General features: G+C 45.0%; 23 protein-coding genes. 13 read left to right on the top strand and 10 right to left on the bottom strand.

Annotated elements, in window-relative coordinates; all coding sequences use genetic code 11:
• Nucleotides 1-121 precede the first annotated feature (121 nt).
• Nucleotides 122-547 (bottom strand): VOC family protein, encoded by a 426-nt coding sequence (locus ACUM5Y_RS09975; RefSeq protein WP_445976729.1) that lies wholly within the window; start codon nt 545-547, stop codon nt 122-124.
• 99 nt (nt 548-646) lie between these two features.
• Between ACUM5Y_RS09975 and ACUM5Y_RS09980 the strand changes: the two genes are divergently transcribed.
• Nucleotides 647-1,519, top strand: coding sequence for a LysR family transcriptional regulator (locus ACUM5Y_RS09980; RefSeq protein WP_445976730.1), 873 nt, complete (start codon nt 647-649; stop codon nt 1,517-1,519).
• Nucleotides 1,520-1,568: 49 nt separating this feature from the next.
• A complete protein-coding gene (locus ACUM5Y_RS09985) occupies nt 1,569-2,804 on the top strand; it encodes an NAD(P)/FAD-dependent oxidoreductase (protein ID WP_445976731.1) in 1,236 nt (411 codons plus the stop codon).
• Nucleotides 2,805-2,869: 65 nt separating this feature from the next.
• Here ACUM5Y_RS09985 and ACUM5Y_RS09990 read toward each other — a convergent pair whose 3' ends face one another.
• A complete protein-coding gene (locus ACUM5Y_RS09990; RefSeq protein ID WP_445976732.1) occupies nt 2,870-3,394 on the bottom strand; it encodes a peroxiredoxin in 525 nt (174 codons plus the stop codon).
• A 396-nt stretch (nt 3,395-3,790) separates the two neighbouring features.
• Here ACUM5Y_RS09990 and ACUM5Y_RS09995 point away from each other — a divergent pair, with 396 nt between their 5' ends.
• Both ACUM5Y_RS09995 and ACUM5Y_RS10000 read left to right on the top strand, forming a co-directional pair.
• On the top strand, nt 3,791-5,398 hold the full coding sequence (locus tag ACUM5Y_RS09995) for an NAD(P)/FAD-dependent oxidoreductase (protein ID WP_445976733.1): 1,608 nt from the start codon (nt 3,791-3,793) through the stop codon (nt 5,396-5,398).
• A gap of 193 nt (nt 5,399-5,591) precedes the next feature.
• Complete coding sequence (locus ACUM5Y_RS10000) at nt 5,592-6,488, top strand: dienelactone hydrolase family protein (protein WP_445976734.1); 897 nt, start codon at nt 5,592-5,594, stop codon at nt 6,486-6,488.
• A 67-nt stretch (nt 6,489-6,555) separates the two neighbouring features.
• Here ACUM5Y_RS10000 and msrA read toward each other — a convergent pair whose 3' ends face one another.
• Complete coding sequence (gene msrA / locus ACUM5Y_RS10005; RefSeq protein WP_445976735.1) at nt 6,556-7,182, bottom strand: peptide-methionine (S)-S-oxide reductase MsrA; 627 nt, start codon at nt 7,180-7,182, stop codon at nt 6,556-6,558.
• Between the two features lie 189 nt (nt 7,183-7,371).
• Here msrA and yghU point away from each other — a divergent pair, with 189 nt between their 5' ends.
• The 3 genes from yghU to ACUM5Y_RS10020 all read left to right on the top strand — a co-directional run bounded on the left by yghU (nt 7,372) and on the right by ACUM5Y_RS10020 (nt 9,881).
• Complete coding sequence (gene yghU / locus ACUM5Y_RS10010; protein ID WP_445976736.1) at nt 7,372-8,244, top strand: glutathione-dependent disulfide-bond oxidoreductase; 873 nt, start codon at nt 7,372-7,374, stop codon at nt 8,242-8,244.
• A gap of 151 nt (nt 8,245-8,395) precedes the next feature.
• Nucleotides 8,396-8,590, top strand: coding sequence for a YqaE/Pmp3 family membrane protein (locus ACUM5Y_RS10015; protein ID WP_445976737.1), 195 nt, complete (start codon nt 8,396-8,398; stop codon nt 8,588-8,590).
• A 211-nt stretch (nt 8,591-8,801) separates the two neighbouring features.
• Nucleotides 8,802-9,881: an alkene reductase gene (locus tag ACUM5Y_RS10020; protein ID WP_445976738.1), complete on the top strand. Its 1,080-nt coding sequence runs from the start codon at nt 8,802-8,804 to the stop codon at nt 9,879-9,881.
• Between the two features lie 85 nt (nt 9,882-9,966).
• Here ACUM5Y_RS10020 and phnE (ACUM5Y_RS10025) read toward each other — a convergent pair whose 3' ends face one another.
• From phnE (ACUM5Y_RS10025) to ACUM5Y_RS10055, 7 genes are all read right to left on the bottom strand, one after another.
• Nucleotides 9,967-10,767: a phosphonate ABC transporter, permease protein PhnE gene (gene phnE / locus ACUM5Y_RS10025; RefSeq protein WP_445976739.1), complete on the bottom strand. Its 801-nt coding sequence runs from the start codon at nt 10,765-10,767 to the stop codon at nt 9,967-9,969.
• Between the two features lie 17 nt (nt 10,768-10,784).
• Nucleotides 10,785-11,579 carry a phosphonate ABC transporter, permease protein PhnE gene (phnE, locus tag ACUM5Y_RS10030; RefSeq protein WP_445976740.1) on the bottom strand — a complete coding sequence of 265 codons (795 nt, stop codon included), beginning with the start codon at nt 11,577-11,579 and terminating at the stop codon, nt 10,785-10,787.
• Nucleotides 11,567-12,340, bottom strand: a complete 774-nt coding sequence (gene phnC / locus ACUM5Y_RS10035) for a phosphonate ABC transporter ATP-binding protein (RefSeq protein WP_445976741.1) — start codon at nt 12,338-12,340, stop codon at nt 11,567-11,569. Before phnC ends, phnE (ACUM5Y_RS10030) begins: the two co-directional genes overlap by 13 nt.
• 100 nt (nt 12,341-12,440) lie before the next feature.
• The gene (gene phnD, locus ACUM5Y_RS10040; protein ID WP_445976742.1) at nt 12,441-13,478 is read right to left on the bottom strand and encodes a phosphate/phosphite/phosphonate ABC transporter substrate-binding protein; all 1,038 of its coding nucleotides are present in this window, start codon (nt 13,476-13,478) and stop codon (nt 12,441-12,443) included.
• 212 nt (nt 13,479-13,690) lie between these two features.
• Complete coding sequence (locus ACUM5Y_RS10045) at nt 13,691-15,058, bottom strand: sigma-54-dependent transcriptional regulator (RefSeq protein ID WP_445976743.1); 1,368 nt, start codon at nt 15,056-15,058, stop codon at nt 13,691-13,693.
• 15 nt (nt 15,059-15,073) lie between these two features.
• Nucleotides 15,074-16,963: an ATP-binding protein gene (locus ACUM5Y_RS10050; protein WP_445976744.1), complete on the bottom strand. Its 1,890-nt coding sequence runs from the start codon at nt 16,961-16,963 to the stop codon at nt 15,074-15,076.
• Nucleotides 16,964-17,184: 221 nt separating this feature from the next.
• Complete coding sequence (locus tag ACUM5Y_RS10055) at nt 17,185-18,669, bottom strand: cobyric acid synthase (RefSeq protein ID WP_445976745.1); 1,485 nt, start codon at nt 18,667-18,669, stop codon at nt 17,185-17,187.
• Between the two features lie 86 nt (nt 18,670-18,755).
• On the opposite strand from ACUM5Y_RS10055, the gene cbiB reads away from it, so the two are divergent.
• From cbiB to ACUM5Y_RS10085, 6 genes are all read left to right on the top strand, one after another.
• Nucleotides 18,756-19,724 (top strand): adenosylcobinamide-phosphate synthase CbiB, encoded by a 969-nt coding sequence (gene cbiB / locus ACUM5Y_RS10060; RefSeq protein WP_445976746.1) that lies wholly within the window; start codon nt 18,756-18,758, stop codon nt 19,722-19,724.
• Nucleotides 19,709-20,767 carry an aminotransferase class I/II-fold pyridoxal phosphate-dependent enzyme gene (locus ACUM5Y_RS10065; RefSeq protein WP_445976747.1) on the top strand — a complete coding sequence of 353 codons (1,059 nt, stop codon included), beginning with the start codon at nt 19,709-19,711 and terminating at the stop codon, nt 20,765-20,767. Before cbiB ends, ACUM5Y_RS10065 begins: the two co-directional genes overlap by 16 nt.
• Nucleotides 20,764-21,276: a bifunctional adenosylcobinamide kinase/adenosylcobinamide-phosphate guanylyltransferase gene (cobU, locus tag ACUM5Y_RS10070; protein ID WP_445976748.1), complete on the top strand. Its 513-nt coding sequence runs from the start codon at nt 20,764-20,766 to the stop codon at nt 21,274-21,276. The genes ACUM5Y_RS10065 and cobU overlap by 4 nt, the downstream gene beginning before the upstream one ends.
• A 44-nt stretch (nt 21,277-21,320) precedes the next feature.
• The gene (gene gpt, locus ACUM5Y_RS10075) at nt 21,321-21,815 is read left to right on the top strand and encodes a xanthine phosphoribosyltransferase (RefSeq protein WP_445976749.1); all 495 of its coding nucleotides are present in this window, start codon (nt 21,321-21,323) and stop codon (nt 21,813-21,815) included.
• Nucleotides 21,816-22,013: 198 nt separating this feature from the next.
• A complete protein-coding gene (locus tag ACUM5Y_RS10080) occupies nt 22,014-22,424 on the top strand; it encodes a DUF2914 domain-containing protein (protein WP_445976750.1) in 411 nt (136 codons plus the stop codon).
• A 77-nt stretch (nt 22,425-22,501) separates the two neighbouring features.
• Nucleotides 22,502-22,834 (top strand): DUF1904 family protein, encoded by a 333-nt coding sequence (locus tag ACUM5Y_RS10085; protein WP_445976751.1) that lies wholly within the window; start codon nt 22,502-22,504, stop codon nt 22,832-22,834.

Here is a 22,834-nt window from a genome sequence, read left to right on the forward strand (position 1 = left end):
CAACACTATAAACCTAAATGTCTGGTTAGAAAACAATCAAACCTAAAATAATTACTATTTACAAATTGCTTACCTAAGTGTGCATTTTTGGCATTTTACTCAAGTCAGGCCTCTATAAAAGTCACTTTGTAAACAGCTGTCCCATATCTTTAAAGGCTTTGAACTCTAACGCGTTACCGCAAGGGTCTAGCAAAAACATGGTGGCTTGCTCACCAACTTGTCCTTTAAATCGAATGTAAGGCTCGATTACAAATTTTGTATCCTGAGCTTTTAAGCGCTCCGCTAGGTTTTCCCATTGAGGCCAAGTTAGCACAACACCAAAGTGCGGCACAGGCACATCATGACCATCTACCGGGTTAGTGGTTGCCTGCTCTTGGCCAGGCGTTTTTGGGTGATGATGAATCACTAACTGATGACCAAAGAAATTAAAATCGACCCAAGTCTCTGAACTGCGGCCTTCTTCTAGCGCAAATACATCACGGTAAAACGCGCGCGCCAGTGGAACATCGTATACGGGAATGGCTAGGTGAAAAGGTTGAACGCTCATAAGTGCCTCTGTCTTTTTCTTTTGAGAATAGAAAGATTGTAATTGGCAATTAACAACAATAATATCAATGTATATTGTTTTTATTGATAGAATATTTTTATGATTAAAGAGCTGAAAACCTTATTAGCCGTGGCAAGTGAAGGCACCTTTGCCGCAGCGGGGAATAAGATTGGTTTAACCCAAGCAGCGGTCAGCGCACAAATACAACGGCTTGAACAAGAGCTTGGTTTGCAGCTTTTCGAGCGAGTTGGCAGAACCGCCCAGTTAAACCAGACTGGTCTTGGGGTGCTTGATCAAGCTAAGGAAATTATTGAACGCTATCATCAGCTAGGCACCAGTAGTCGTTTGGAAGATAACAAGCAGGTGCTGACCATGGGCGCCATTACAACGATTCAGCGTTGTATTTTACCCAGTGCCTTGGCGAGCTTTCACCAACAACATGTTAACTGCCATTCACGGGTGTTGCCGGGAGTGTCTATGGATCTGTTCGATAAAGTAGATGCGGGGGAATTGGATTTAGCCATCATTATTTTGCCAACTTTTAACCTCTTGCCTGACCTTGCTTGGCGGCCACTCATTCGACAGCCTTTTCGATTAATTGCGCCGAAAACTTTTGAAGTGAAAGACTGGCAAAGCGCTTTAACAGGTCTGCCATTTATCCGTTATGACCGCACTTCTTTTGGTGGTCGTCAGGTGGATCGCTGGCTCCAGCGTGCTCAAATTAACGTCAATGAAAAATGTGAAGTAGATGAAATCAGCGCCTTGGTGAAACTGGTGGAGCTGGGAGTGGGCATTGGTATGGTGCCGCAAACCGATGAGTACCTAGATTGGGGGCCGAATATCCAAGAGATCCCCTTAGGGGAGCTAGGGTTCGAGAGAGAAATCGGAGTGGTTTATAAAAAACAAGCGCTGGGCAATCGAATGATTCAAGACATGCTCACCGCGTTACAAGAAGCGGCGCTAGGTGTTTAGTTGACGCATTATGTTGCGTCATATTTTGATGAAAGAATAGGGAGTGGTTGTGGCTGATTTTATTGTGTTAGGTGCTGGAATGGTAGGCGTCAGCACTGCCTTGGCTTTACAAGCTCAAGGTCATAAGGTGGCCTTGGTGGATAAGCTATCCCCTGGTCAAGAAACCAGTTATGGTAATGCGGGCATTATACAGGCCGAAGCGGCGGAGCCTTATGCTTTGCCCCGTGATTTCCCGACACTGGCCAACTTCATGTTTGGCTTGACCAATCATGTCACTTGGACGGCTTCTGGGGTGCTGAAAATGGCACCTGCTTTGTGGTCGTATTTTCGACATTCTTCAGCCAGCCGACATCAGGCCATTTCCAACCTCTACACGCAGCTCACCTTTAGAAGTACAGGGGATCATCAACCCCTCATTGAAGCGTCTAATAGCCAATCTCTCATCAAGCAAGATGGCTATGCGTTACTTTTTAGAGAGGAAAAAGAGTTTGATGAAGCGGCGCAGCGAGCCCAGAGATTCGCCCGTCAATACGGTGTGACGTCAAGAGTCTTAGGGGGTAAAGACTATCAAGCGGAAGAGCCTGCATTATTACAAACACCAGCGGGCGTGGTGCACTTCACCCAAAGCTGGACCTGTGCTTCTCCGGGCGAATTAACGCAAGCCTACAGTCAGTTGTTTGTAGAACGTGGAGGAGAAATTCTTACCGGAGAGGCCGACTCTTTGCAGCCACAGCCTAATGGTTGGAGTGTTAATACTATGTCGGGAAAGATTCAGGCTGAGCAAGTGGTGGTTGCTCTTGGCCCTTGGTCACCAGAGCTATTGAAGCGTTTTGGCTATAACATCCCGATGATTTATAAACGTGGCTATCATGGGCATTATCAATCTTCGAAGACGTTAAAAAGACCGTTTCTCGATGCGGCGAACGGTGTGCTAGCAGCCCCCATGAAACAAGGGATTCGAGTGACAACGGGAGCATCTTTAGTGTCATTGGATGCCCCAATCGACACTCGCCAGTTAGATTATGGGGTGAATGCTTTGAGTGATATGTTGGCATTAGAAGAAAGGGTAAGTGAACCCCAATGGTATGGCGCTCGCCCTTGTATGCCAGATATGCTGCCTATGGTAGGGGAGGCGCCACGTCATAAAGGCATGTGGTTCCACTTTGGTCATGGGCATCAAGGTTTTACACTTGGCCCGACAACGGCAGCACTGCTGATGGACGCCATGGTAGGCAAAGACGCTGCTTTATTAAAGGCACTTTCTCCCAAACGAGCCTTTTTATAGGCATAAAAAAGCAGACCCACCATAGGGTGGGTCTGCTGATGAAATACCGCTTAGCAATCGTTGAATTAACGTGCTTTTAGGTAGTTCAGCATAGTGTCTGCATCAGACACTTCAAAAGGATCGGCTGGCGCATCGTCTTGGTAGCCAGCTTCAGAGAACATTTTCTTGATGGTGCCGTTCTCAACGTGCATAGCGTAACGCCAGCTGCGCATACCGAAACCTAGGTTTTCTTTCTTAACTAGCATGCCCATTTGACGAGTGAAGTCACCGTTGCCGTCTGGTAGTAAGAAAACGTTTTTAGCGTTTTGGCTCTTGCCCCACTGGTACATAACAAATGCATCGTTTACGGACACACAGATAACAGCGTCTACGCCCTGTGCTTTAAATTCACTGTATAGCTCTTCGTAGCGAGGCAAGTGAGAAGTGGAGCAAGTTGGCGTGAAAGCCCCTGGCAAAGAGAAAACGACTACGTTTTTACCTTTAAAAAGGTCATCAGAAGAAACATCTTTCCACTCGAATGGGTTTGGTCCACCCAGCTCTTCATTGCGAACGCGAGTTTTAAAAACAACGTTAGGCACGGTAGTAATCATGGCATTTCCTTTCTGCTAAATAATAAGTGAAAAATTGAGCTTAGGATGAAGATAGCAACACCCACATCCTGTCAAAGCAGATGTTAGCATAGCTTGTTACGTCTTTTTATGCATGAAATGACAGATACTGATTATCTTTTGGTATTTCTTTGCTTTGGCTAATTGCACCGGATACGCTCGCGAGTCAAAAAATAGGCTTGGATATTTCACTAAGCACAATATGCCCGTTTAAATTAGATTGAACACCTCTAACGGTGCTTATATCTATCACTATATGCTGAAAAATCTGCTCATGTATTAGCCAATAGGCGTATTTAGCCAGCAGATATTTCGGGAAAAATAGCGTATTATGCACGCCATTAACTTTTCTCCGTCCTAGCGAAAATAAAGACTCTTATGATACGAATTTCTAATCTACAACTTCCTCTCGACCATGATGACCAAGCGTTACAGCAAGCGGTTTTAAGCCAGCTTGAAATTAGTGCTGAGCAATTGGTGGATTTTACGGTTTTCCGTCGTGGCTATGATGCTCGTAAGAAGAGCAAAATCATGTTGATTTACACACTCGATGTAGAAACCAACATGGAAGAGGCATTATTAGAGAAATTCGCAGATCATCAGCAAATTAAGAAAACGCCAGATTTAAATTACCACCCTGTAGCGCAAGCGCCGGTTACCTTAACAGAGCGCCCGGTAGTAATAGGCTTTGGCCCTTGTGGGCTATTAGCGGCTTTGGTATTAGCCCAGATGGGTTACAAGCCTATTGTGCTAGAACGAGGTAAGGAAGTGCGTGAACGTACTAAAGATACCTTTGGTTTCTGGCGTAAAAAGATTCTTAACACCGAATCAAATGTACAGTTTGGTGAAGGGGGCGCTGGGACGTTTTCGGACGGCAAGCTATACAGTCAGGTAAAAGACCCTAAGCAATACGGACGCAAGGTATTGGAAGAGTTTGTTGCTGCGGGGGCGCCAGAAGAAATCCTTTATGTGAGCAAACCCCATATCGGTACTTTTAAGCTGGTGGCCATGGTCGAAAAAATGCGCGCCGAGATCTTAGCGCTCGGGGGCGAAATACGCTTTAGTGCTCGAGTGGACGATTTGCACATTGAAGACGGACAAATTACTGGGGTGACCTTGGCGGATGGCGAGCGCATCGTATCCAAACATATTGCCTTAGCGATTGGTCACAGTGCCCGTGATACCTTTGAAATGCTTCACAACAAAGGCGTGTATATTGAAGCCAAGCCTTTCTCGGTGGGCTTTCGAATCGAGCATGAGCAATCTGTGATTGACCAAGCGCGCTTTGGTCCGAATGCGGGTAACGAAATTCTAGGGGCGGCGGATTATAAACTTGTACACCACTGTAAAAATGGCCGTTCAGTGTACAGTTTCTGTATGTGTCCAGGAGGGACAGTCGTCGCCGCGACATCAGAAGAGAATCGTGTTGTGACCAACGGTATGAGCCAATATTCTCGTAATGAGCGCAATGCAAACAGCGCCATTGTGGTGGGTATTGATCCCTCAGATTACCCAGGAGGCCCCTTGGCGGGCATCGAGTTTCAGCGCAAGCTGGAAAGTCATGCTTATGTGATGGGCGGAAGTAATTACGACGCCCCTGCGCAGACGGTTGGTGGTTTTCTACGTGGCGAAACACCAGCTGAGTTAGGTAGCGTGATTCCATCTTTCAAGCCGGGCATCAAGTTAACGGACCTTTCTGACGCCTTACCGGATTTTTGTATTGAAGCGATTCGTGAAGCTATCCCAGAGTTTAATAAAAAGATTCGTGGTTTTGCTTTCGAAGACGCTTTGCTGACTGGTGTGGAAACTCGAACCTCAGCACCGATCAACATTAAACGTGACAGTGAAAGCTTACAAAGTATTAATACCAAAGGCCTTTACCCAGCAGGGGAAGGTGCCGGCTATGCTGGAGGGATAATGTCCGCCGCCATCGATGGTATTAAAATAGCGGAAGCCATGGCGTTGAGTATTAACGCCAACGCCTAAAACCTTTCTCTTTTGGTGAGCATAATTCCCATGTGGCTTGTGCTCGCTGTCATTTAGAAGCATGTACTTAAAGTAAATTAATGTAAATTTACGTCTTTGAATGGACTAAGCTGAACTTTTTTTTAATATGATGATCCAAGCTGTTACGTTTTTCGTATAGCAAAAGGTCCATCATTTAACGGGAGATAAGCACATGTCAATTCAGCGTTTGAACACAGAGTCTGCATCAACCATTCCCCAAGAAGCCTTCGATTGGTACGACGAGTACGCCCATGGCGACATCGATCGACGTACATTTTTAAGTCGTTTGGCGGCGATTGGTCTAACCTCCGCGGCAGTCGCCGGTGGTCTAATTCCTAATTACGCACTGGCAGAACAGGTGTCTTTTAATGACCCTGAAATTACCGCCAGCTACGCTGAGTTCCCTTCTCCAGATGGATTGGGTAGCGGTCGAGGTTACCTTGTCGTGCCAAAAGGTGGCGCTGAGAAAAAGCCAGTTGTGCTAGTTGTTCATGAAAACCGTGGTTTGAATCCTTACATCAAAGACGTTGCTCGTCGTTTAGCGAAAGCTGGCTTCGTGGCTTTCGCTCCAGATATTCTGCACACACTTGGCGGCTACCCTGGTAACGATGATGAAGGTCGTGCCATGCAAGCAAGCCTAGATAAAGTGAAAGTAGAAACAGACTTTATTAACGCCGCGAAATTCCTGAAAAATCATGAATTGAGCAGTGGCAAGCTAGGTGTTGTTGGCTTCTGTTTCGGTGGTTATGTGAGCAACATGCTGGCAGCACGTACTCCAGAGCTTATCGATGCGGCTGTGCCTTATTACGGTACACCTGCAAAAGCGGAATTTATTCCAAATATTAAAGCACCATTGTTGTTGCAATTTGGTGAGTTGGATAAGCGTGTTAACGCGACTTGGCCAAATTACGAAGCGACCTTGAAAGCGATTAAAGCGGACTATACGGCTTATATCTACAAAGGCGCGAACCATGGCTTCCATAACGACTCTACCGCTCGTTATGTGGAAGACCAAGCGGAACTGTCTTGGAGCCGCACGGTTGAGTTCTTCAACAAGCATTTAGCTTAATCCGAATAAGTACCATGATGGCTGGCATCATGGTACTTACCTTTTATCTTGGTAAGCTAGACCATTCCTAGTGGTAGGCTTTACTCGCCACTTCACCCCATAGACTTTTTATCTTGCTGTCACGTCCACAGCTACTACGGTATAGGTTGTAGCGGATAGGGTTTTTCTTGTAATAATCCTGATGATATTCCTCTGCCGAATAGAAAGTGCTGGCAGGCAGAAGCTTTGTTACCACGTCTGCATCGAAAGGCTTAGTCGCCTCGACTTGTGCAAGAGACGCTTCGAATACGGCTTTTTGCTGATCATCTTGGTAAAACATGGCCGTTTTATAAGGTGAACCTTTATCACAGAACTGCCCAATTGGGTCGGTTGGATCAATTGTTTTCCAAAAGTAGTCGCTCAACTCGGTGAGAGAGACCTGACTATCATCAAAAAGAATTTTTACTGCTTCATAATGACCGGTATTTTTTGACGATACGGAGCTATAGGTTGGGCTTTTGGTGTAACCCCCTATGTAGCCAGATTCTGCACTTAGAACCCCGGGCACTTTTTCGAAATCGGATTCGACACACCAGAAACAACCACCCGCGACAATGATACTTTGGGTCTCTGCGTGTGCGGTATTCACAAACAGGCTGGCACTACAAAGCAGGCCAAAACCCAAGGAGGAGCGCAATACTTTTTTGATCTTCATATCTATGAGCCTTATCGTGGAAAAATGAACGAAAGAGCTATTTATTTCTTACTTAGAGCGATTTGATCTAATGTCATCATATTGCAAACGGCTTAGACAATCCTATATAAGATAAATAACCAAGTATTGATTCTTTGACGTTGCTCATCGCAACTTTCTTACAAAATTAATTATTTAAAGGGTATTTTCATGGCAACTGACAGCAACAATCAGCAAGATTACGTACCACCAAAGGTCTGGAAATGGGAAGCGGAAAACGGCGGTGAGTGGGCCAGTTTGAATCGCCCTGTTTCAGGCTCAACCCATGATAAAACCTTGCCTCAAGGCAAGCATCCGTTACAGCTTTATTCTCTTGCAACCCCTAATGGCCAAAAAGTGACCATTATGCTTGAGGAGCTGTTAAGCCTAGGCTTTAGCGAAGCAGAATACGATGCTTTCATGATTAAAATTGGTGACGGCGATCAGTTTTCTTCTGGTTTCGTTGAGGTTAACCCGAACTCTAAAATTCCAGCTTTATTGGATCATAGTACGGCCCCTGCAACCCGTGTCTTCGAATCTGGCTCGATCTTGCAATACTTAGCAGAAAAGTTTGATGCCTTAATTCCTAAGAATCACAGTGCCAAAACAGAATGCCGTAACTGGCTATTTTGGCAAATGGGCTCAGCACCTTACCTTGGGGGTGGTTTTGGTCACTTTTACCATTATGCACCTTTCAAAATGCAATATCCGATCGACCGTTTTGCTATGGAAGTGAAACGTGAACTGGATGTACTGGACAAGCACCTAGCTGAAAACACCTACTTTGCAGGGGATGAATATTCCATTGCCGATATTGCTATCTGGCCTTGGTATGGCAACCTTGTATTAGGTAACCTATATGACGCGGCTGAGTTCTTGGATGTAGCAAGCTACACTAATGTGGTGCGTTGGGCGAAAATGATAGAACAGCGTCCAGCTGTGCAGCGCGGTCGCATTGTGAATCGTAGCTGGGGCGATGCTTTCTTAGAAGAACGTCACAGTGCTACGGATATTGATCAGGCCCTAGCTGATTCTGAAAGCTAGTTGAGACACAAAATGTAGCAATTTTATCTGTGCGTTTACCTGAGCTTTTCGGTAGCCTACTCAACAGATCTAAAAGAGTGCCATGGATTATCGCCAGCACTCTTTACTGTTGAGATATTAACTGAGAGCCACATAGCTCAATAAGGACCACATGATGAGATTAATACTAGCGATACTCTTGCCTTGGCTGCAGTTTTTTACCATAGGCCGACCTTTTGCCGGCATCATTTGCCTGATTTTACAGATCACTCTGATAGGCTGGGTTCCAGCGGCGATTTGGTCTGTTTATGCATTAAGCCAATATAAGACAGACGAAAAAATCCGTAACGCTCAAATCGGAAAATAGTCGGAAGTATTTTTAAAAAGCGATTAAGGCAACTTAATCGCTTTTTTATGCCCGTTCGAACCAAGTCTGAAACATAGAAAACACAAGCAATAAGGAAAGTCCTTTCTTTAGCCGTTAAATCCTCGTTCTTACATTGTTTTTCTTCTGCCCAGCCCAAGATATACCGAGTCTTTGATCTAAGTATCAAAATTTGAATATTAAGGAGCTTTTCATGTCGAACAGCGAAAACAACTTGTTTACCCCAACAACATTAGGGGATTTACAACTACCTAACCGTTTTATCATGGCGCCTTTAACCCGCGGCCGTGCGGTGGGTCATCAGCCTAATGCTTTGATGGCAGAATATTATGGACAAAGAGCCAGTGCAGGCCTGCTGATTACGGAATGTACTATGGTCAGCGAAAATACCTCTTCATTTGGCAATGATCCAGGCATTTATAACTCAGCTCAAATCGAAGGCTGGAAGCTTACCACTGACGCTGTGCATCAAGCCGGCGGACGAGTCTTTCTGCAAATATGGCACGCAGGAAGAGCGGCTCATCCTTTACTAAATGGTGGTAAGCCATGCGTCGCACCAAGTGCTATTGCCATTGACGATGAAACTCATACACCAGAAGGTAAAAAGCCTTATACGCTTCCTCATGCGCTTACTGTGGCAGAAATTGATGAGATTGTTGAAGACTTCCGCCAAGGTGCGATCAACGCCAAAGCGGCAGGGTTTGATGGGGTGGAAGTACACGGTGCGAACGGTTATTTGATTGACCAGTTCCTGCGTGACAGCAGCAACCAACGAACCGATGAGTACGGTGGCTCTTTTGAAAACCGAGCGCGTTTCTTGAATCGTATATTGGCGGCGGTCACGGAAGTGTTTGGCAGTGGTCGAGTGGGCTTACGTTTGTCGCCTTTAAACAGCTTTAACAGCATGAAAGACAGCAATCCTGTTGAGTGGGTTCGCTACCTTGCGACGCATCTTAACCAATTTGATCTGGCTTATTTGCATGTTATGCGTGCAGACTTCTTTGGTCTTCAACAAGCTGAGGTGATCAGCGTTGCTCGTGCAGCTTACCAAGGCCACCTTATGGTAAACATGGGTTACAACGCTGAAGAAGCCAACCAAACCCTACAGGCAAAACAAGCTGACAGTGTGGCTTTTGGTACGGCATTCCTAGCCAATCCAGACCTTCCAGCACGAGTCAAAGCAGGTCACGCTCTAAACGTGCCAGACCAAGAGACTTTCTACACAACGGACGCCAAAGGCTATACGGATTACCCCTATATGTCGGCTAGCTAAGTTATTGTCGCCATAGAATAAATACGCCGCTATGAGTCACTCTCTTGGCGGCGTATTTTATTGAACATCACTTTTTAGATTTAATTTATATTAGCTTCTTACGAATATTCACCACTAAAATCTCAGCTAAAATTACCACGACAAAAATAGCCAACAAGGCAATGGAAACTCTTTGCCATTGAAATAAGTTCATGGAATCACTGAGTACGACACCAATACCACCTGCACCAACCAGCCCTAGCACAGCAGATTCACGAACATTTATATCCCAGCGAAAGAGCACAATACTAAAGAAAGCAGGTAATACTTGCGGCCAATAGCCTTTGAATAGAATGGTTGTAGGGGAAGCGCCTGTTGCGCGTATTGCCTCGACAGATCCCATATTTACCTCTTCCAATGCCTCCGCTAAAAGTTTACCGACAAAGCCGACCGAACGAAATGCAATGGCTAATACTCCAGCAATGACCCCGGGTCCAAAGATAGCCACGAATAGTAGCGCCCAAACCAATGAGTTAACTGATCGGGAGGATACTAAGAAGAAACGCGCAATCCATTGGCTCCAAACTGAGCGAGTAATGTTGCTGGCATTCATCAAAGCAAGTGGAACAGCGATAATAAGAGTTAGCAAGGTGCCGATCGTTGCGATGTTTAAGGTTTCGATAATAGCGTCATGAACCGAAAGCGGGTAATAACTCCACTCCATAGGCCACATGCGGCTAAACATATCCGCCATTTGCTCTGGCGCGTCATAGAAAAATTCAGGGATGACTTCCACGTTTTGTACGGACTGTACTAACGCGATAACCAATACTAAATACACACTGTAACGAGAGAGTTTTTGTTTAAGTGTGAATCGCTGCCAATGATGGTTAATACTTGTTTGCATAATACTCTCCTTCACACCTAACTAAAAATACGGCGCACAATGTTAGATAAAAACTCGCCCACCATGATGATCGCAATAATGGTGATAAGAATCGCGGCGACGAAATCATAGTCAAAGCGTTGAAACGCCGAAAATAACGTACCGCCAAGTCCTCCGGCACCCACAATACCGACCATGGTGGAGTTGCGAAGATTAGAGTCGAGTTGGTAGGTAGAAAAACCTATAAAACGGGCAAAAACTTGTGGCATGACAGAGAACAAAATTACACTGACAAAGCCAGCTCCGGTAGCACGTACAGCCTCTACTTGCTTTAAAGATATCTCTTCAATCGCTTCTGCAAATAACTTAGCAATAAAGCCAATGGAGGCAACAACGAGAGTAAGAATCCCCGCAAGGGCGCCAAATCCGACACTTTTAACAAACAAAATCGCAATGATCACGGGATGAAAGGTGCGACATAAAGCGATGAGACCTCGCATAGGTATGCTGATCCAATTTGGCATTAAGTTACGGGCAGAAAATAATCCAAAGAAGAGCGATAGCACGATACCTGTAATACTGGCGATCACCGCAATCTCCAAACTCTCAGCCAGGCCACTTAAAAGTAGCTCCCAGCGAGAGAAGTTAGGTGGAAACATACGATCCAATAGGATTCCAGCTTGACCTAGACCTTGCTGAATTCGTTCCCACTCTAAACCCATAGCGTTGAACGAGTAAGCTAGATAAGCAGCGACGCTTAGCCAGGCGAAGCGGATCAGCCAACTTGCTTTGAATGGGTCTTCATATTGGTTATTGGGTGTTAAACGAGCCATGATTCACCTCCATAAATTTGTTTTAGGTGATCATCAGTAATACCTTCTGGAGCGCCATCATAAATAACAACACCATTACTCATGCCTATCATACGTTTTGCATAACGTCGTGCTAGGTTTACATCATGTATATTGACGAGAGCAGGCATGTTTTTCTCTTCAGCAAAACGCTCTAGAAGCTCCATGATCTCGACGGCTGTTTTCGGGTCTAGTGAAGACGTTGGTTCGTCAGCTAGTAGCAGTCGAGGGTTTTGCATGACTGCTCTAGCAATACCCACACGCTGCCTCTGTCCGCCGGATAAGCTGTCAGCTCGTTTTTTAGCATGCTCTGCGAGGCCAACGGCTTCCAATAGTTGAAACGCGGTATTTATGTCTTCTTGCGAAAATTTTCGGCGCCAAGCATCCCACGCTGACATATAACCTAATCGGCCAGTTAACACATTTTCTATAACCGTTAAGCGCTCAACCAAATTGTATTCTTGGAAAACCATGCCGATTTTGCGGCGTAATGTGCGCAACTGCTTGCCGCTGGCTTGTGACAAATCTTCTTGCTCTAATAAAATTTGTCCTTGTGTTGGGTCGATTAGACGGTTAATACAGCGTAGTAAGGTACTTTTACCCGTACCGGAAGGGCCGATAATGGCGATAATGCCTTGTTCTTCTATATCGATATCAATTCCTTTTAAAATCGCGTTACCAGCAACATATTCCTTGTGTAAGCCGCGAATGGAAAGTAGAGAGTTGGGTGCAGTTGTTTGCATAATAAATTCCTAAAGACGAGCAAGGCTATGCAATGTGATTCTCACCATCACATAGCCTTTTATTAAGGTCAAAAAAGTTAAATAGGATTACGGGAGGCGGCTAACCGTTTTGTTTAGCCAGTTCTGCTGCTCGTTTTTTAGCTGCTTTCTCTGCTTCTTTTTCCGCTAGTTTTTGTAAACCAGTTTTTGTATACGCTGTACCTGTTGCGTGTGCGATATCACGAATAACAGCCCAGTCTTCTTTGTAAGTGATAGGAAAGAATCGATCCGCGCCACCGAAGGTGTCTTGCATTTCTTTAGAGAAACGGAAAGTAAAGAAAGCATCTTTAATTTTTTCAACTAGCTCTGGGTTCAAATCATGAGCGTAGCCAAATGCAGAAGTAGGAAAGCGTGGGCTAGTATAAATAATACGGAAGTCTTCCGCTTTAATACGCCCTGCATCAACCATGCGTTTAAATACGTCTGACGCGACTGGGGCAGCATCGTAATCTCCAGATAGTACACCCATGATGGATTGATCATGCTTACCTGAGTATTTCACTTGGTAGTCTTTATCTGGAGTGATGCCTAAGTTTGGAAATAAGGCGCGAGGTGCAAGGTTACCCGAGTTAGAAGAAGCTGAGGTGTGAGCAACCACTTTCCCCTTTAGATCATCAACCGTTTTAATGCCACTGTCAGGCTTGGTTACTATGATTAGGTTATAGCCTTGGAAAGCTTCTGCTGTGCCTTTGACTGCGATAGGAACATAACCACCTAAGTTAACAGCGTAACCAGTAGGGCCAGTTGAAAAGCCAGCAATGTGTAAACGGCCAGATCGGATTGCTTCAACTTCAGCGGCATTAGAATGGACTGTGTAGTAGATGACCTTCTTGCCTGTTTTTTTGGTGAGGTATTCTTGGAATTCATGGAAGGCATCTTTATAAACGGCAGGGTCTTCCACTGGCGTATAAGTAAACACAAGAGTGCTTGGGTCACGCCACTGGCTAGGGTCTTTCGGTGTATCTGCAACGAGATCCATGTTTTCATCACAGAACTTTTCATCAAGCACGCCGCGATGGTTACAATCTGCAGCTTGCGCCATGCTGGTTAGCAACAAAGATCCTGAAACTAATAGTCCTGTTAGTATTTTTTTAGACATTATTCTTTCCTCAACACATTTTTTTTATTTTTATCACCGGTCGGGAGGTTCCGTAGACGGAGATGCGTTAGCCCAACTATTGTGGGGTAATAGGCTAGAGCAAAGCGGATGCCAAAAATAAAAAATATATATTTATCAAAGCTTTATAGCTTTTAGATATTAGAGGGCCTTTTCTTTGGGTCATCTTTGTCTTCATAAAATTGGTAAATGGGTCAAAGTTGTCCTGAGTCGTCGGAGAGTTTGAAGTTTTGCTTATCCAGCTGGTGTTTTCTCATTTTTCGATAGAGGGTTTTTCTGGATAAATTCAGAAGCTCTGCCGCATCATTAAGCTGACCTTGGGTCGCTCTTAGGCCATCAATAAGTAATTGCTTTTCAAATTGCTCCATGCGCTCTTCATAGCAGCCAACACTTTCATCTTGAGCCTTGATCGAGTCGATAGAAGCCTCACTAATGCCTAGCACGAAACGATCAGCGGCATTTTTTAGCTCCCGGACGTTTCCAGGCCAATCATGCTGCAATAGTCGATTGAGAGTGTTTGCATCCGCTTCTGTAACTGGCTTTTGATAGCGTTTTGCCCCTTGTGAGACATAAAAGTGGAACAAAGGTAATACGTCTTCAGGGCGGTCTTTTAAGGGTGGAATCGTCAAACTGGCGACATTTAAACGGTAAAATAGGTCTTTTCTAAAGAGGCCTGCATCTCCCAATTGTGCGAGATTTTCTTTGCTGGCAGCAATAACTGTTAAGGTCAAAGGAATGGTTTTTGTGCTACCAACGCGCTCAATGGCTCGTTCTTGTAGCACTCTTAATAGTTTTATTTGTACTGAAATAGGCATGGTTTCTATTTCATCAAGAAATAAGGTTCCGCCATTAGCAGCTTCAATCTTACCTATATGGCGTTTGCTAGCGCCAGTAAAAGAGCCTGCTTCATGACCGAATAATTCGCTTTCGATGAGACTTTCACTCATTCCGCCACAGTTAATGGCAATAAAACGTTGCTCTTTTCTTTCACTGTATTCGTGTAAAGCCCTTGCTACAACGTCTTTACCACAACCAGTGTCACCATAAATGATGGTATCTACATTCGCTTGAGCTAAAGAAAGTATTTGTTGGCGAATGGCTTGGATGGCGCTTGAATCGCCAATGATTGTGCTTTCTATACCTTGATGCTGTTGTAATCCCTGGCGAAGTTTGCGATTTTCTAAGATTAATTGACGCTTTTCGATAGCTCTATGTAACTGTTGAATTAACACATCTGGTATTAAGGGCTTTTCCAAGAAGTCATAAGCTCCTTCTCTCATGGCCTCAATCGCCATAGGAATATCGCCATGGCCACTCATCAGAATGACAGGGATGTCTTTATCGAGAGAGTGTATTTGAGCTAATAGGCTTAAACCGCCCATTTTGGGCATTTTAACGTCGCTTAGTACAACCACAGGGCTATTTTCTCTTAGTGATTGCAGCGCTCTGTCAGGTTGTTTGAAAACTTCAACATGGAAATCTTCAAGTTCTAACATTTCTGTTAATGCCTCAAGAATGGATTGTTCATCATCAACTATCATGATGCAGATATCACTTAGCATATAAACCTCAAGTTTTTAATTATTGTATTTTTTTAACTCTAGGGAAAAACAGCTACCTTCACCTTCTGTAGAGGTCACTAATATGCGGCCACCAAAATCTTGGATGATGTTGTAGCTGATGGACAGGCCTAAACCTAAGCCTTCACCAACCTCTTTTTGGGTATAAAAGGGGTCGAAAATCTCGTTCAAATGCTCTTTTTTGATTCCACAACCTGTGTCTATGACATGGATGAGCACTTTAGTCTCTAAAACTTCTGTTTTAATCGTGATTGTTTTACTAGTGCTGTCTGTTAGGGAGTCTACAGCGTTGCTGAGTAGATTAACCAAAACCTGCTCTAATCGTATTGGCTCAGCAAGCACCCATAAGTCATTGTGCTGCTGATACTTCAATTCACAGTTATTCTCATTGATTGGGGGACGCATTAGATCGACCGCTTCTTGAATTACCTTTTTTAAATCAACCGCATAACATTCTGTTCCTGCTTCACGAGCAAAGGCTTTTAAGTGATGAGTAATCCCAGCGGTTTTATTCAGTAGATGATTGATCTTATTTAAGCTCGCTGTCACTTTGTCGAATTGATGCCTTTCTAAATAGCGTTTAGCGGTATGGATATGGCTTGATATGGCAGTAAGAGGCTGATTAATTTCATGGGTAATACCCACACTTAACTGCCCTAAAGCAGCGAGCTTACCCGCCTGAACCAGTTCTGATTGGGTGGTCTTTAGCTGCTTTTCTGCCGCAATACGCTCTTCAACCTCTGCAGCTAATTGTTGGTTGGTACGCTCTACTTTAATAGCGGTATCTTGGAAGAACTTTAAGTCTCTGGCCATTGAAGATATTTCATCTCGACCAATAATTTGCACCTCTGTTTCCAGTTGCGAGCTGGCAATAGCCCGCATGTTTTTCTGCAGAGCTAAGATGCGTTGTAGGACATTTTTGCGAACGTAAAACCATGAAATAGCGCAAGCGGTGGTTAAACTTATTAAGGAAAGCAGCAACACATTACGCACACTAATATTCATTAATTGTAGGGCGCTATCAAGGGAGCTACGGATACTAGCATTGGTTTGATTCGTATATTGGTTAACTTGCGCTGCTAATTGCTGAATATGGTTTTGGCTATTACTGAGAAAGTAGCTTTGCTGGTAGCGTAGTTCCAGCTCTTCATTTTTTAATTTAAATAGCTCACCTTGGCGTGAACCGAGAGCAACAAATTGAGTGATTTTTGTCTCTAATGAGGCAGGAATGCTTGTTGGTTTTTGTAGAGCTTGTTGTATTTCGCCCCCCAACTTTTCTAATCGCAAGAATGTGTAATCAAGCTCATTAAAGGAGGTGTCATTACTGACTTTTTCAATTAATCCAGAGAGGTAATACAAACGTTCAGTGATAGATGACAACTGTTCCGCATTTGTAAGGGACATGATTTCAGCCATTAGAATTTCAAAAGATGGGTAGATATGTAAACTTTGCTGATAAATCTGTGCTCGTACCTGCTCACCTTGTTCAACGCTTCGATTCAGCAGAGTAAGGCTATTATGAATTTGCGTAATTAATTCAACAAAATAGCGATTATAGTCGGGTAAATTACGCATCAGAGTGTCCATTTCTAGGATGGCAACTTGCAGTTCTTGCATGGCATTTTTACGAATGGCATTGGCTTCTGCTGTTACCAATAATGGAGCTGTCGCTACAATCAAGCGGCTTTTGTCATTAAGGCGTGCGGCCGCATCGAGGCCAGGAATATCTTGTTGTTTAAGAGACGTAAGTCGATTACTTAAGTCTAAATAGGTGTGGGTAACCAGCACACTGGCCAGTAATGTGATTGAAGATATCAACACAAAAGCGAGAAATAAACGCCCACCAATGCCGATTTGTTTGATCCATAAAGGGATAAAAGCCTTCATAAGAGTTTTGCCTGATTGTTATTATTGTTTATGGGCTAATGAAAAATTAATGCCAACTTTAGGCCTTGAATTTCCTCAGCAGAAAATCAGAATCTGGACAAAAATGTCCCATTCCTCTGTTATAACAGCTGATCTACAAAAAGGTAAGGGGAGGTGAGCGCCAAAGGTAATAATTACTTTTGGCGCTCAGTTCTTCTAAGTACTGAGAAGAAGGAGAGTAGCTAGACTTCGGCAAAGGCTCGGCATTGTGCGATGAGTTGATCGATGTCCATGTGTTTTTCGGCACTGTCAGCAAGGCGGTCAATTTCTTGCTCACGAAAGCTTTGATAATCAAAACGATCTGCCTGTGTTGCGCCCGCCCATTCTAGCAATGTCTGTAACGCTTCTGGGTGATCAAACACGCCATGGAGGTAAGTGCCGATGATTTGTCCGTCTGGAGATACATAGCCATCCTGATGGCCGTTGTCGAGTTCAGCGAAGGTCTGTATGTCTTGGTGAAAGTGCGGCACCCCACAATGTATTTCATAGCCGCTTAATTCGGCTTGTTGGCCTTGGATATTAAGTTTTCCTCCACACTGTTTGAGTTGCTTTTGTGCTTCAAGCACAGTGTTCATAGGGATATAACCAAAGCCCTCTGCTTGCGAGTTAAGTTCTTTATTTTCAAGGCCTAAAGGGTCTGAAAGTTTTTCTCCTAGCATTTGGAAACCACCGCAAATGCCCATGACCTTGCCGCCATATCTAAGGTGCTTAGCAAGGTATTCACTCCAGCCAGCTTGACGTAAAAAAGCAAGGTCAGTTTGTACGCTTTTGCTACCGGGCAAGATGACTAAATCCGCAGGGGGAATGGTTTGATTGGCACCCACTAAGGTCACTTGAACGTTAGGGTGCAGGCGTAAGGCATCCCAATCTGTGTGGTTACTGGTGCGAGGTAATATCGGAATGACCACTTGCAGCAAGGCTTGCTGATCATCTTTTGTTGGGCTATGGGCGACGGCATCTTCTGACTCTAGGTGAAAGCCGGGTAAAAATGGCAGTACACCTAGAACAGGCTTGCCGGTGCGCTCTTCTAGCCAATCCAGACCAGATTGCAACAAGCTAATGTCGCCGCGAAAACGATTGATGACAAAGCCAATAACTCTTTGTTGCTCGCTAGCACTGAGTAAATCCAGTGTTCCCACTAGATGAGCAAATACGCCCCCTTTGTCGATATCTGCAATGATAATAACTGGGCAATCAACCGCTTCGGCAAAGCCCATATTGGCGATATCTCGAGCGCGTAAATTAATTTCTGCAGGGCTGCCAGCACCTTCAATGAGGACCGCTTGGTATTGGTCCGCCAAACGTTCGTAGGAGGTCAGCGCCGCTTGTTTGGCGATGCTTTTATATTGGTGATAGCCCACAGCGTTCATGTTGCCTACCGCTTTGCCATGAACTATCACCTGAGCGCCCGTATCTGTATTGGGCTTCAATAGGATAGGGTTCATGTCCACATGGGGGGCTAAGCCTGCTGCGTAAGCTTGAACCGCTTGGGCACGGCCTATCTCGTCTCCTTCGGGCGTGACAGCACTGTTAAGAGCCATGTTTTGTGGTTTGAAAGGGGCAACGGCTATGCCACGACGAACCAACAGGCGACATAGAGCCGTCACCAGTGTGCTCTTTCCGGCATCGGAAGTGGTCCCTTGGACCATTAAACTAAAAGCTGGCATTCAGTATCATCACGTTTTAAATCAATAAGGTGTTAGAATTCTACCCTACCTTATTAGCTTGTTAAGTGAAAAAACGACTTATAAACATGATCTCCTCTATTTTTGACGCTCTTACGGGCTTTATTTCTTCTACGGGTTGGATTCTCATCTTGGCACTGCTTATTGATCGTCTTTGTGGCGAGCCAAAGTCATGGCATCCACTGATCTTTTTTGGGCGCTGGGTGGATCTGTGCCGTCAATATTGCCAGTTATCTTTAACGGAAAATTCTGCCCGTCAACGCTGGGCAGGAGTCTTAGCTTGGGGGCTTGCTGTGGTGCCCGCTGTGTGGCTATTAGCCTATGTTTGTGCCGTCCTGCCAACTTGGCTGGAAAACCTACTGAGTGTACTGGTGCTGTATTTTGCGATTGGCTGGCAAAGTTTACGAGAACATGGTTTAGCCATTGCTAAGCCGCTCAATGCTACCCCCTTAGAAAGTGCCGATTTAGATGAGGCGCGTTTGGCTGTGTCGCGCATTGTTAGTCGAGATACCCAAAGTTTGAGCGCAGATGAGGTCGCCAAGGCTGGTATTGAGTCAGTGTTAGAGAATGGCAGTGACGCTATTTTTGCCCCTATTTTCTGGTTCTTAATGTTAGGCGCTCCTGGGGTTTTACTGTATCGCTTGGCCAATACCCTGGATGCCATGTGGGGCTATAAAAATGAAAACTTCCTCTACTTTGGCTGGTTTGCCGCGCGCTTTGACGATGTGTTGAATTACTTGCCCGCTCGATTGGTGGTCTATAGCTATGGGGCATGTGGTCATTGGCGTACAGCTTTAGCCAGTGCTCGTCGTCCTTCGGCGCGCTGGAAAAGCCCAAATGCAGGGCCTGTGATGGCTGCCGGTGCGGGTGCGCTGGGTGTTGAACTTGGGGGCGATGCCATTTATTTTGGCAAAACTGAATCGCGTCCCACTTTGGGCGAAGGGGTAAAACCGCAACCCAAACATTTATTAGAGGCCATTTCTCTGGTGGATAAATCTGTGTATTTATGGGGGCTGGTTATATGTCTCTTACTTTAACACCTCCCAAACATGGCGGTGATCTAGTAGCTTGGCAACAACAAGTCGGTGACACTGCACAAAATTGGTTGGACCTTTCTTCCGCCTGTAACCGTGAGCCTTGGCCTATTCCTGAAATAGACTCAACTTTATGGATGGAACTGCCAAATCAAAGCTTGTTAATGGCTCAAGCCGGTGATTACTTTGGTGTTAAGCCCGTCGCCATCGGCAGTGGCTCTCAACAAATCATCGAAGCGTTGCCCTTGTTGTTAAAAACGACCGAGGCAACAGAAAATCAAATTGTGATGGTGCCGAAAGTTGGCTATCAAGAGCATGCTTTTGCTTGGCGGAAGTGGGGCTATGAAGTGCGCTTCTACGACACTCTAGAAGATTTACTATCTAACACTTGGAGTGTGGCGGTGGTGATTAACCCCAATAATCCAACAGGGCAAAGTTACGATCGTAAAAATCTGCAAGCCGTGCATGCTAAGGCGCAAGCTCAAGCCGGACACTTAGTAATAGACGAAGCCTTTGTGGACGCTCAGCCAGAATTAAGTTTTTTAGACTCTGTCGATGAAGGGGATAAATCTCTGTTCATCTTACGCTCGGTGGGTAAGTTCTTCGGTTTAGCTGGGGCACGAGTCGGCTTTGTTTTTTGTGCACAAGCTTGGCAAGCTGTTTTATGTAACTTGTTAGGCCCTTGGCCGGTGGCAACACCTAGTTTATATATAGTCGGTAAAGCGTTGGCAGACCAAGCATGGCAGCAGAGTGCATTGCAGTCTTTACAGCAACGTCAGCGTACTTTTATGGAAACCCTAGTTCCTAAGTTCAATACGATTTTTGACAGCCAAGAGTATGCCATGACGCCTTTGTTTGCGACCTGGCAATTAGAAAGCTATGAGTATGCCCAACAGGTATTTGCATGGCTGCATCAGGTTGGGGTTCATGTGCGCTTAGGGGAAGGCTGGATTCGCGTAGCGTTACCTGCCATGGATGAAATGCGCCCGTTGGATAAGGCGCTGATTGGTTTACTAAAAGGTGCCGGAGGCCGGGATTTAGCATGAGACATTTAGTTTTAGGAGGTGTGCGCAGTGGTAAAAGTGCCTATGCGGAGCAACTCGTAGCGGACACTGAGCAAGAGGTTTGTTATCTGGCTACTAGCCAAGTGTGGGATGAAGAAATGGCGACCAGAGTGCGCATTCATCAAGATCGTCGACCTAGCCATTGGCAACTCATAGAAGAACCCATAGCTTTGGCGGCACATCTAAATACCTTAAGTGCTGGCCAGCAAAGTGTTTTGGTGGAGTGTTTAACTCTTTGGCTGACAAACCTTATCTGCCTTGAAGATGAAGCCCGTTTTGCTGCTGAAAAAGCCGCTTTGTTAGAGGCCGTGGCAAATTTTGAAGGGGAACTAGTGTTAGTGTCCAGTGAGGTGGGCTTGGGCATCATGCCAATGAATGCCATGGCGCGTCGTTTTGCCGATGAAGCGGGACTATTGAACCAACAACTGGCAAAATTGACCGAACGGGTAACTTTAGTTGCAGCCGGCCTACCAATGCCGCTAAAATTTTAGTATTCCGATAATACCTTTATTAAAACTAAGCTTAGGAGCTTTACATGACCCCGTATTCAAAGGATTTTCCAGTATCTTGGGAAGAGTTACACCGCAACGCCCGCGCTTTATCGTGGCGTTTACTGGAGCAGGGTCCTTGGAAAGGCATTATTGCCATTACTCGTGGTGGTTTGGTGCCAGCGGCCATTTTGTGTCGTGAAATGGACATTCGTCTAATCGACACTATCTGTGTGGTGAGTTACAGCGCAGAAGAAGGTGGCGCCGCCATGAAGCAAGGAGAGCTAAACGTACTGAAAGGTGTGGAAGGTGACGGCGAAGGCTTCATCTTGATTGACGATCTGGTGGACACTGGTCGTACCGCAGCGAAAGTACGAGAAATGCTACCAAAAGCGCATTTTGCGACCATCTACGCCAAACCCGCCGGTAAACCTTTAGTCGATACATTTATCACTGAAGTCAGCCAAGATACTTGGATTCGCTTCCCTTGGGATATGGAATATACCTTCTCGACGCCTCTTGCAGATCGCCAAGGAAAATAATCGCTATCATCAAATTGAATACGTAACTTAAGTGTTTCTTGCTAACTTTTAGCAATTAATTTCGTTCACCTAATGTACAATAAAGATCGTGTTTTATTGTTAATAAGGCTATTTTTTCTAGCAAAAAACACTATGCTGGATAAAGTTGGGAATAAGTTGTTAGGTTGTGAACACTGAGAATCGTATTAGGATTTGATTATGTGGAAAGTGCTTGTTCAGTTTGTTGTGGTGTGTGCTTTATCCTTGTCTGCGGTGACTCAGGCATGGGCAGAAGACGCTAATGTTGCCCGTGCTGTGTTTTCGAGTGATGTTATAGATCGTGAGCCAATTGACGATATTGGTAACACAATCAAAGTAGAATACGGCGAAATACAGCGAGTGTATTTCTTTACAGATTTGCGTGGCATGTCAGGCAGTTTGGTGACTCACCGTTGGAAACTGGACGGTATCGATCAAGCGGATGTTGGCTTTGAAATCGGTGGCGACCGCTGGCGTGTCTGGTCTAGTAAGCGACTCATGCCTGGCTTTGATGGCACTTGGAGCGTCGACATTATCCGTGATGGTCAGGTCATTGAAACCCACTCTTTTGATTATGTGGATGACTATTAAGCCATTTTAATGTCACAAAAATAGAAAGGGACCTAGTCCCTTTTTTTGTTTATGCCCTTTATTGTTTAAGGATTAATATGCCTCATTTACGTGTTCGTGGATTACCATTTGAAGATATAGAGTCAGTAGGGGATTTACTTATCGAACGCTTAGCCGTCATTACGGATACCCCTAACTCGCACTTTACCCTGGAGTACCAAGCCAGCACTTATTTGGTGATGGGCGGTGCTTCCCCTGCGTATCCATTCTTTGAAATGCTATGGTTCGACCGTGGGCCAGAAATAAAACTCAAAGTGGTGCAAGCGGTTGAAGACCTAGTGCGTCCATTAACGGATGTAGGCAAAGATATTACGGTGGTGTTTCGAGATATTAAGGGGCAGGACTATTATGAAAATGGTGAGCATTTCTAA

The organism is Marinomonas dokdonensis (assembly GCF_052747885.1).

What these genes read in the sequence shown, in the direction of transcription:
- ACUM5Y_RS09975 (WP_445976729.1), bottom strand. Translation starts at nt 547, where the DNA reads ATGAGCGTTCAACCTTTTCACCTAGCCATTCCCGTATACGATGTTCCA.
- ACUM5Y_RS09980 (WP_445976730.1), top strand. Translation starts at nt 647, where the DNA reads ATGATTAAAGAGCTGAAAACCTTATTAGCCGTGGCAAGTGAAGGCACC.
- ACUM5Y_RS09990 (WP_445976732.1), bottom strand. Translation starts at nt 3,394, where the DNA reads ATGATTACTACCGTGCCTAACGTTGTTTTTAAAACTCGCGTTCGCAAT.
- ACUM5Y_RS09995 (WP_445976733.1), top strand. Translation starts at nt 3,791, where the DNA reads ATGATACGAATTTCTAATCTACAACTTCCTCTCGACCATGATGACCAA.
- ACUM5Y_RS10000 (WP_445976734.1), top strand. Translation starts at nt 5,592, where the DNA reads ATGTCAATTCAGCGTTTGAACACAGAGTCTGCATCAACCATTCCCCAA.
- msrA (WP_445976735.1), bottom strand. Translation starts at nt 7,182, where the DNA reads ATGAAGATCAAAAAAGTATTGCGCTCCTCCTTGGGTTTTGGCCTGCTT.
- yghU (WP_445976736.1), top strand. Translation starts at nt 7,372, where the DNA reads ATGGCAACTGACAGCAACAATCAGCAAGATTACGTACCACCAAAGGTC.
- ACUM5Y_RS10015 (WP_445976737.1), top strand. Translation starts at nt 8,396, where the DNA reads ATGATGAGATTAATACTAGCGATACTCTTGCCTTGGCTGCAGTTTTTT.
- ACUM5Y_RS10020 (WP_445976738.1), top strand. Translation starts at nt 8,802, where the DNA reads ATGTCGAACAGCGAAAACAACTTGTTTACCCCAACAACATTAGGGGAT.
- phnE (WP_445976739.1), bottom strand. Translation starts at nt 10,767, where the DNA reads ATGCAAACAAGTATTAACCATCATTGGCAGCGATTCACACTTAAACAA.
- phnE (WP_445976740.1), bottom strand. Translation starts at nt 11,579, where the DNA reads ATGGCTCGTTTAACACCCAATAACCAATATGAAGACCCATTCAAAGCA.
- phnC (WP_445976741.1), bottom strand. Translation starts at nt 12,340, where the DNA reads ATGCAAACAACTGCACCCAACTCTCTACTTTCCATTCGCGGCTTACAC.
- phnD (WP_445976742.1), bottom strand. Translation starts at nt 13,478, where the DNA reads ATGTCTAAAAAAATACTAACAGGACTATTAGTTTCAGGATCTTTGTTG.
- ACUM5Y_RS10045 (WP_445976743.1), bottom strand. Translation starts at nt 15,058, where the DNA reads ATGCTAAGTGATATCTGCATCATGATAGTTGATGATGAACAATCCATT.
- ACUM5Y_RS10050 (WP_445976744.1), bottom strand. Translation starts at nt 16,963, where the DNA reads ATGAAGGCTTTTATCCCTTTATGGATCAAACAAATCGGCATTGGTGGG.
- ACUM5Y_RS10055 (WP_445976745.1), bottom strand. Translation starts at nt 18,669, where the DNA reads ATGCCAGCTTTTAGTTTAATGGTCCAAGGGACCACTTCCGATGCCGGA.
- cbiB (WP_445976746.1), top strand. Translation starts at nt 18,756, where the DNA reads ATGATCTCCTCTATTTTTGACGCTCTTACGGGCTTTATTTCTTCTACG.
- ACUM5Y_RS10065 (WP_445976747.1), top strand. Translation starts at nt 19,709, where the DNA reads ATGTCTCTTACTTTAACACCTCCCAAACATGGCGGTGATCTAGTAGCT.
- cobU (WP_445976748.1), top strand. Translation starts at nt 20,764, where the DNA reads ATGAGACATTTAGTTTTAGGAGGTGTGCGCAGTGGTAAAAGTGCCTAT.
- gpt (WP_445976749.1), top strand. Translation starts at nt 21,321, where the DNA reads ATGACCCCGTATTCAAAGGATTTTCCAGTATCTTGGGAAGAGTTACAC.
- ACUM5Y_RS10080 (WP_445976750.1), top strand. Translation starts at nt 22,014, where the DNA reads ATGTGGAAAGTGCTTGTTCAGTTTGTTGTGGTGTGTGCTTTATCCTTG.
- ACUM5Y_RS10085 (WP_445976751.1), top strand. Translation starts at nt 22,502, where the DNA reads ATGCCTCATTTACGTGTTCGTGGATTACCATTTGAAGATATAGAGTCA.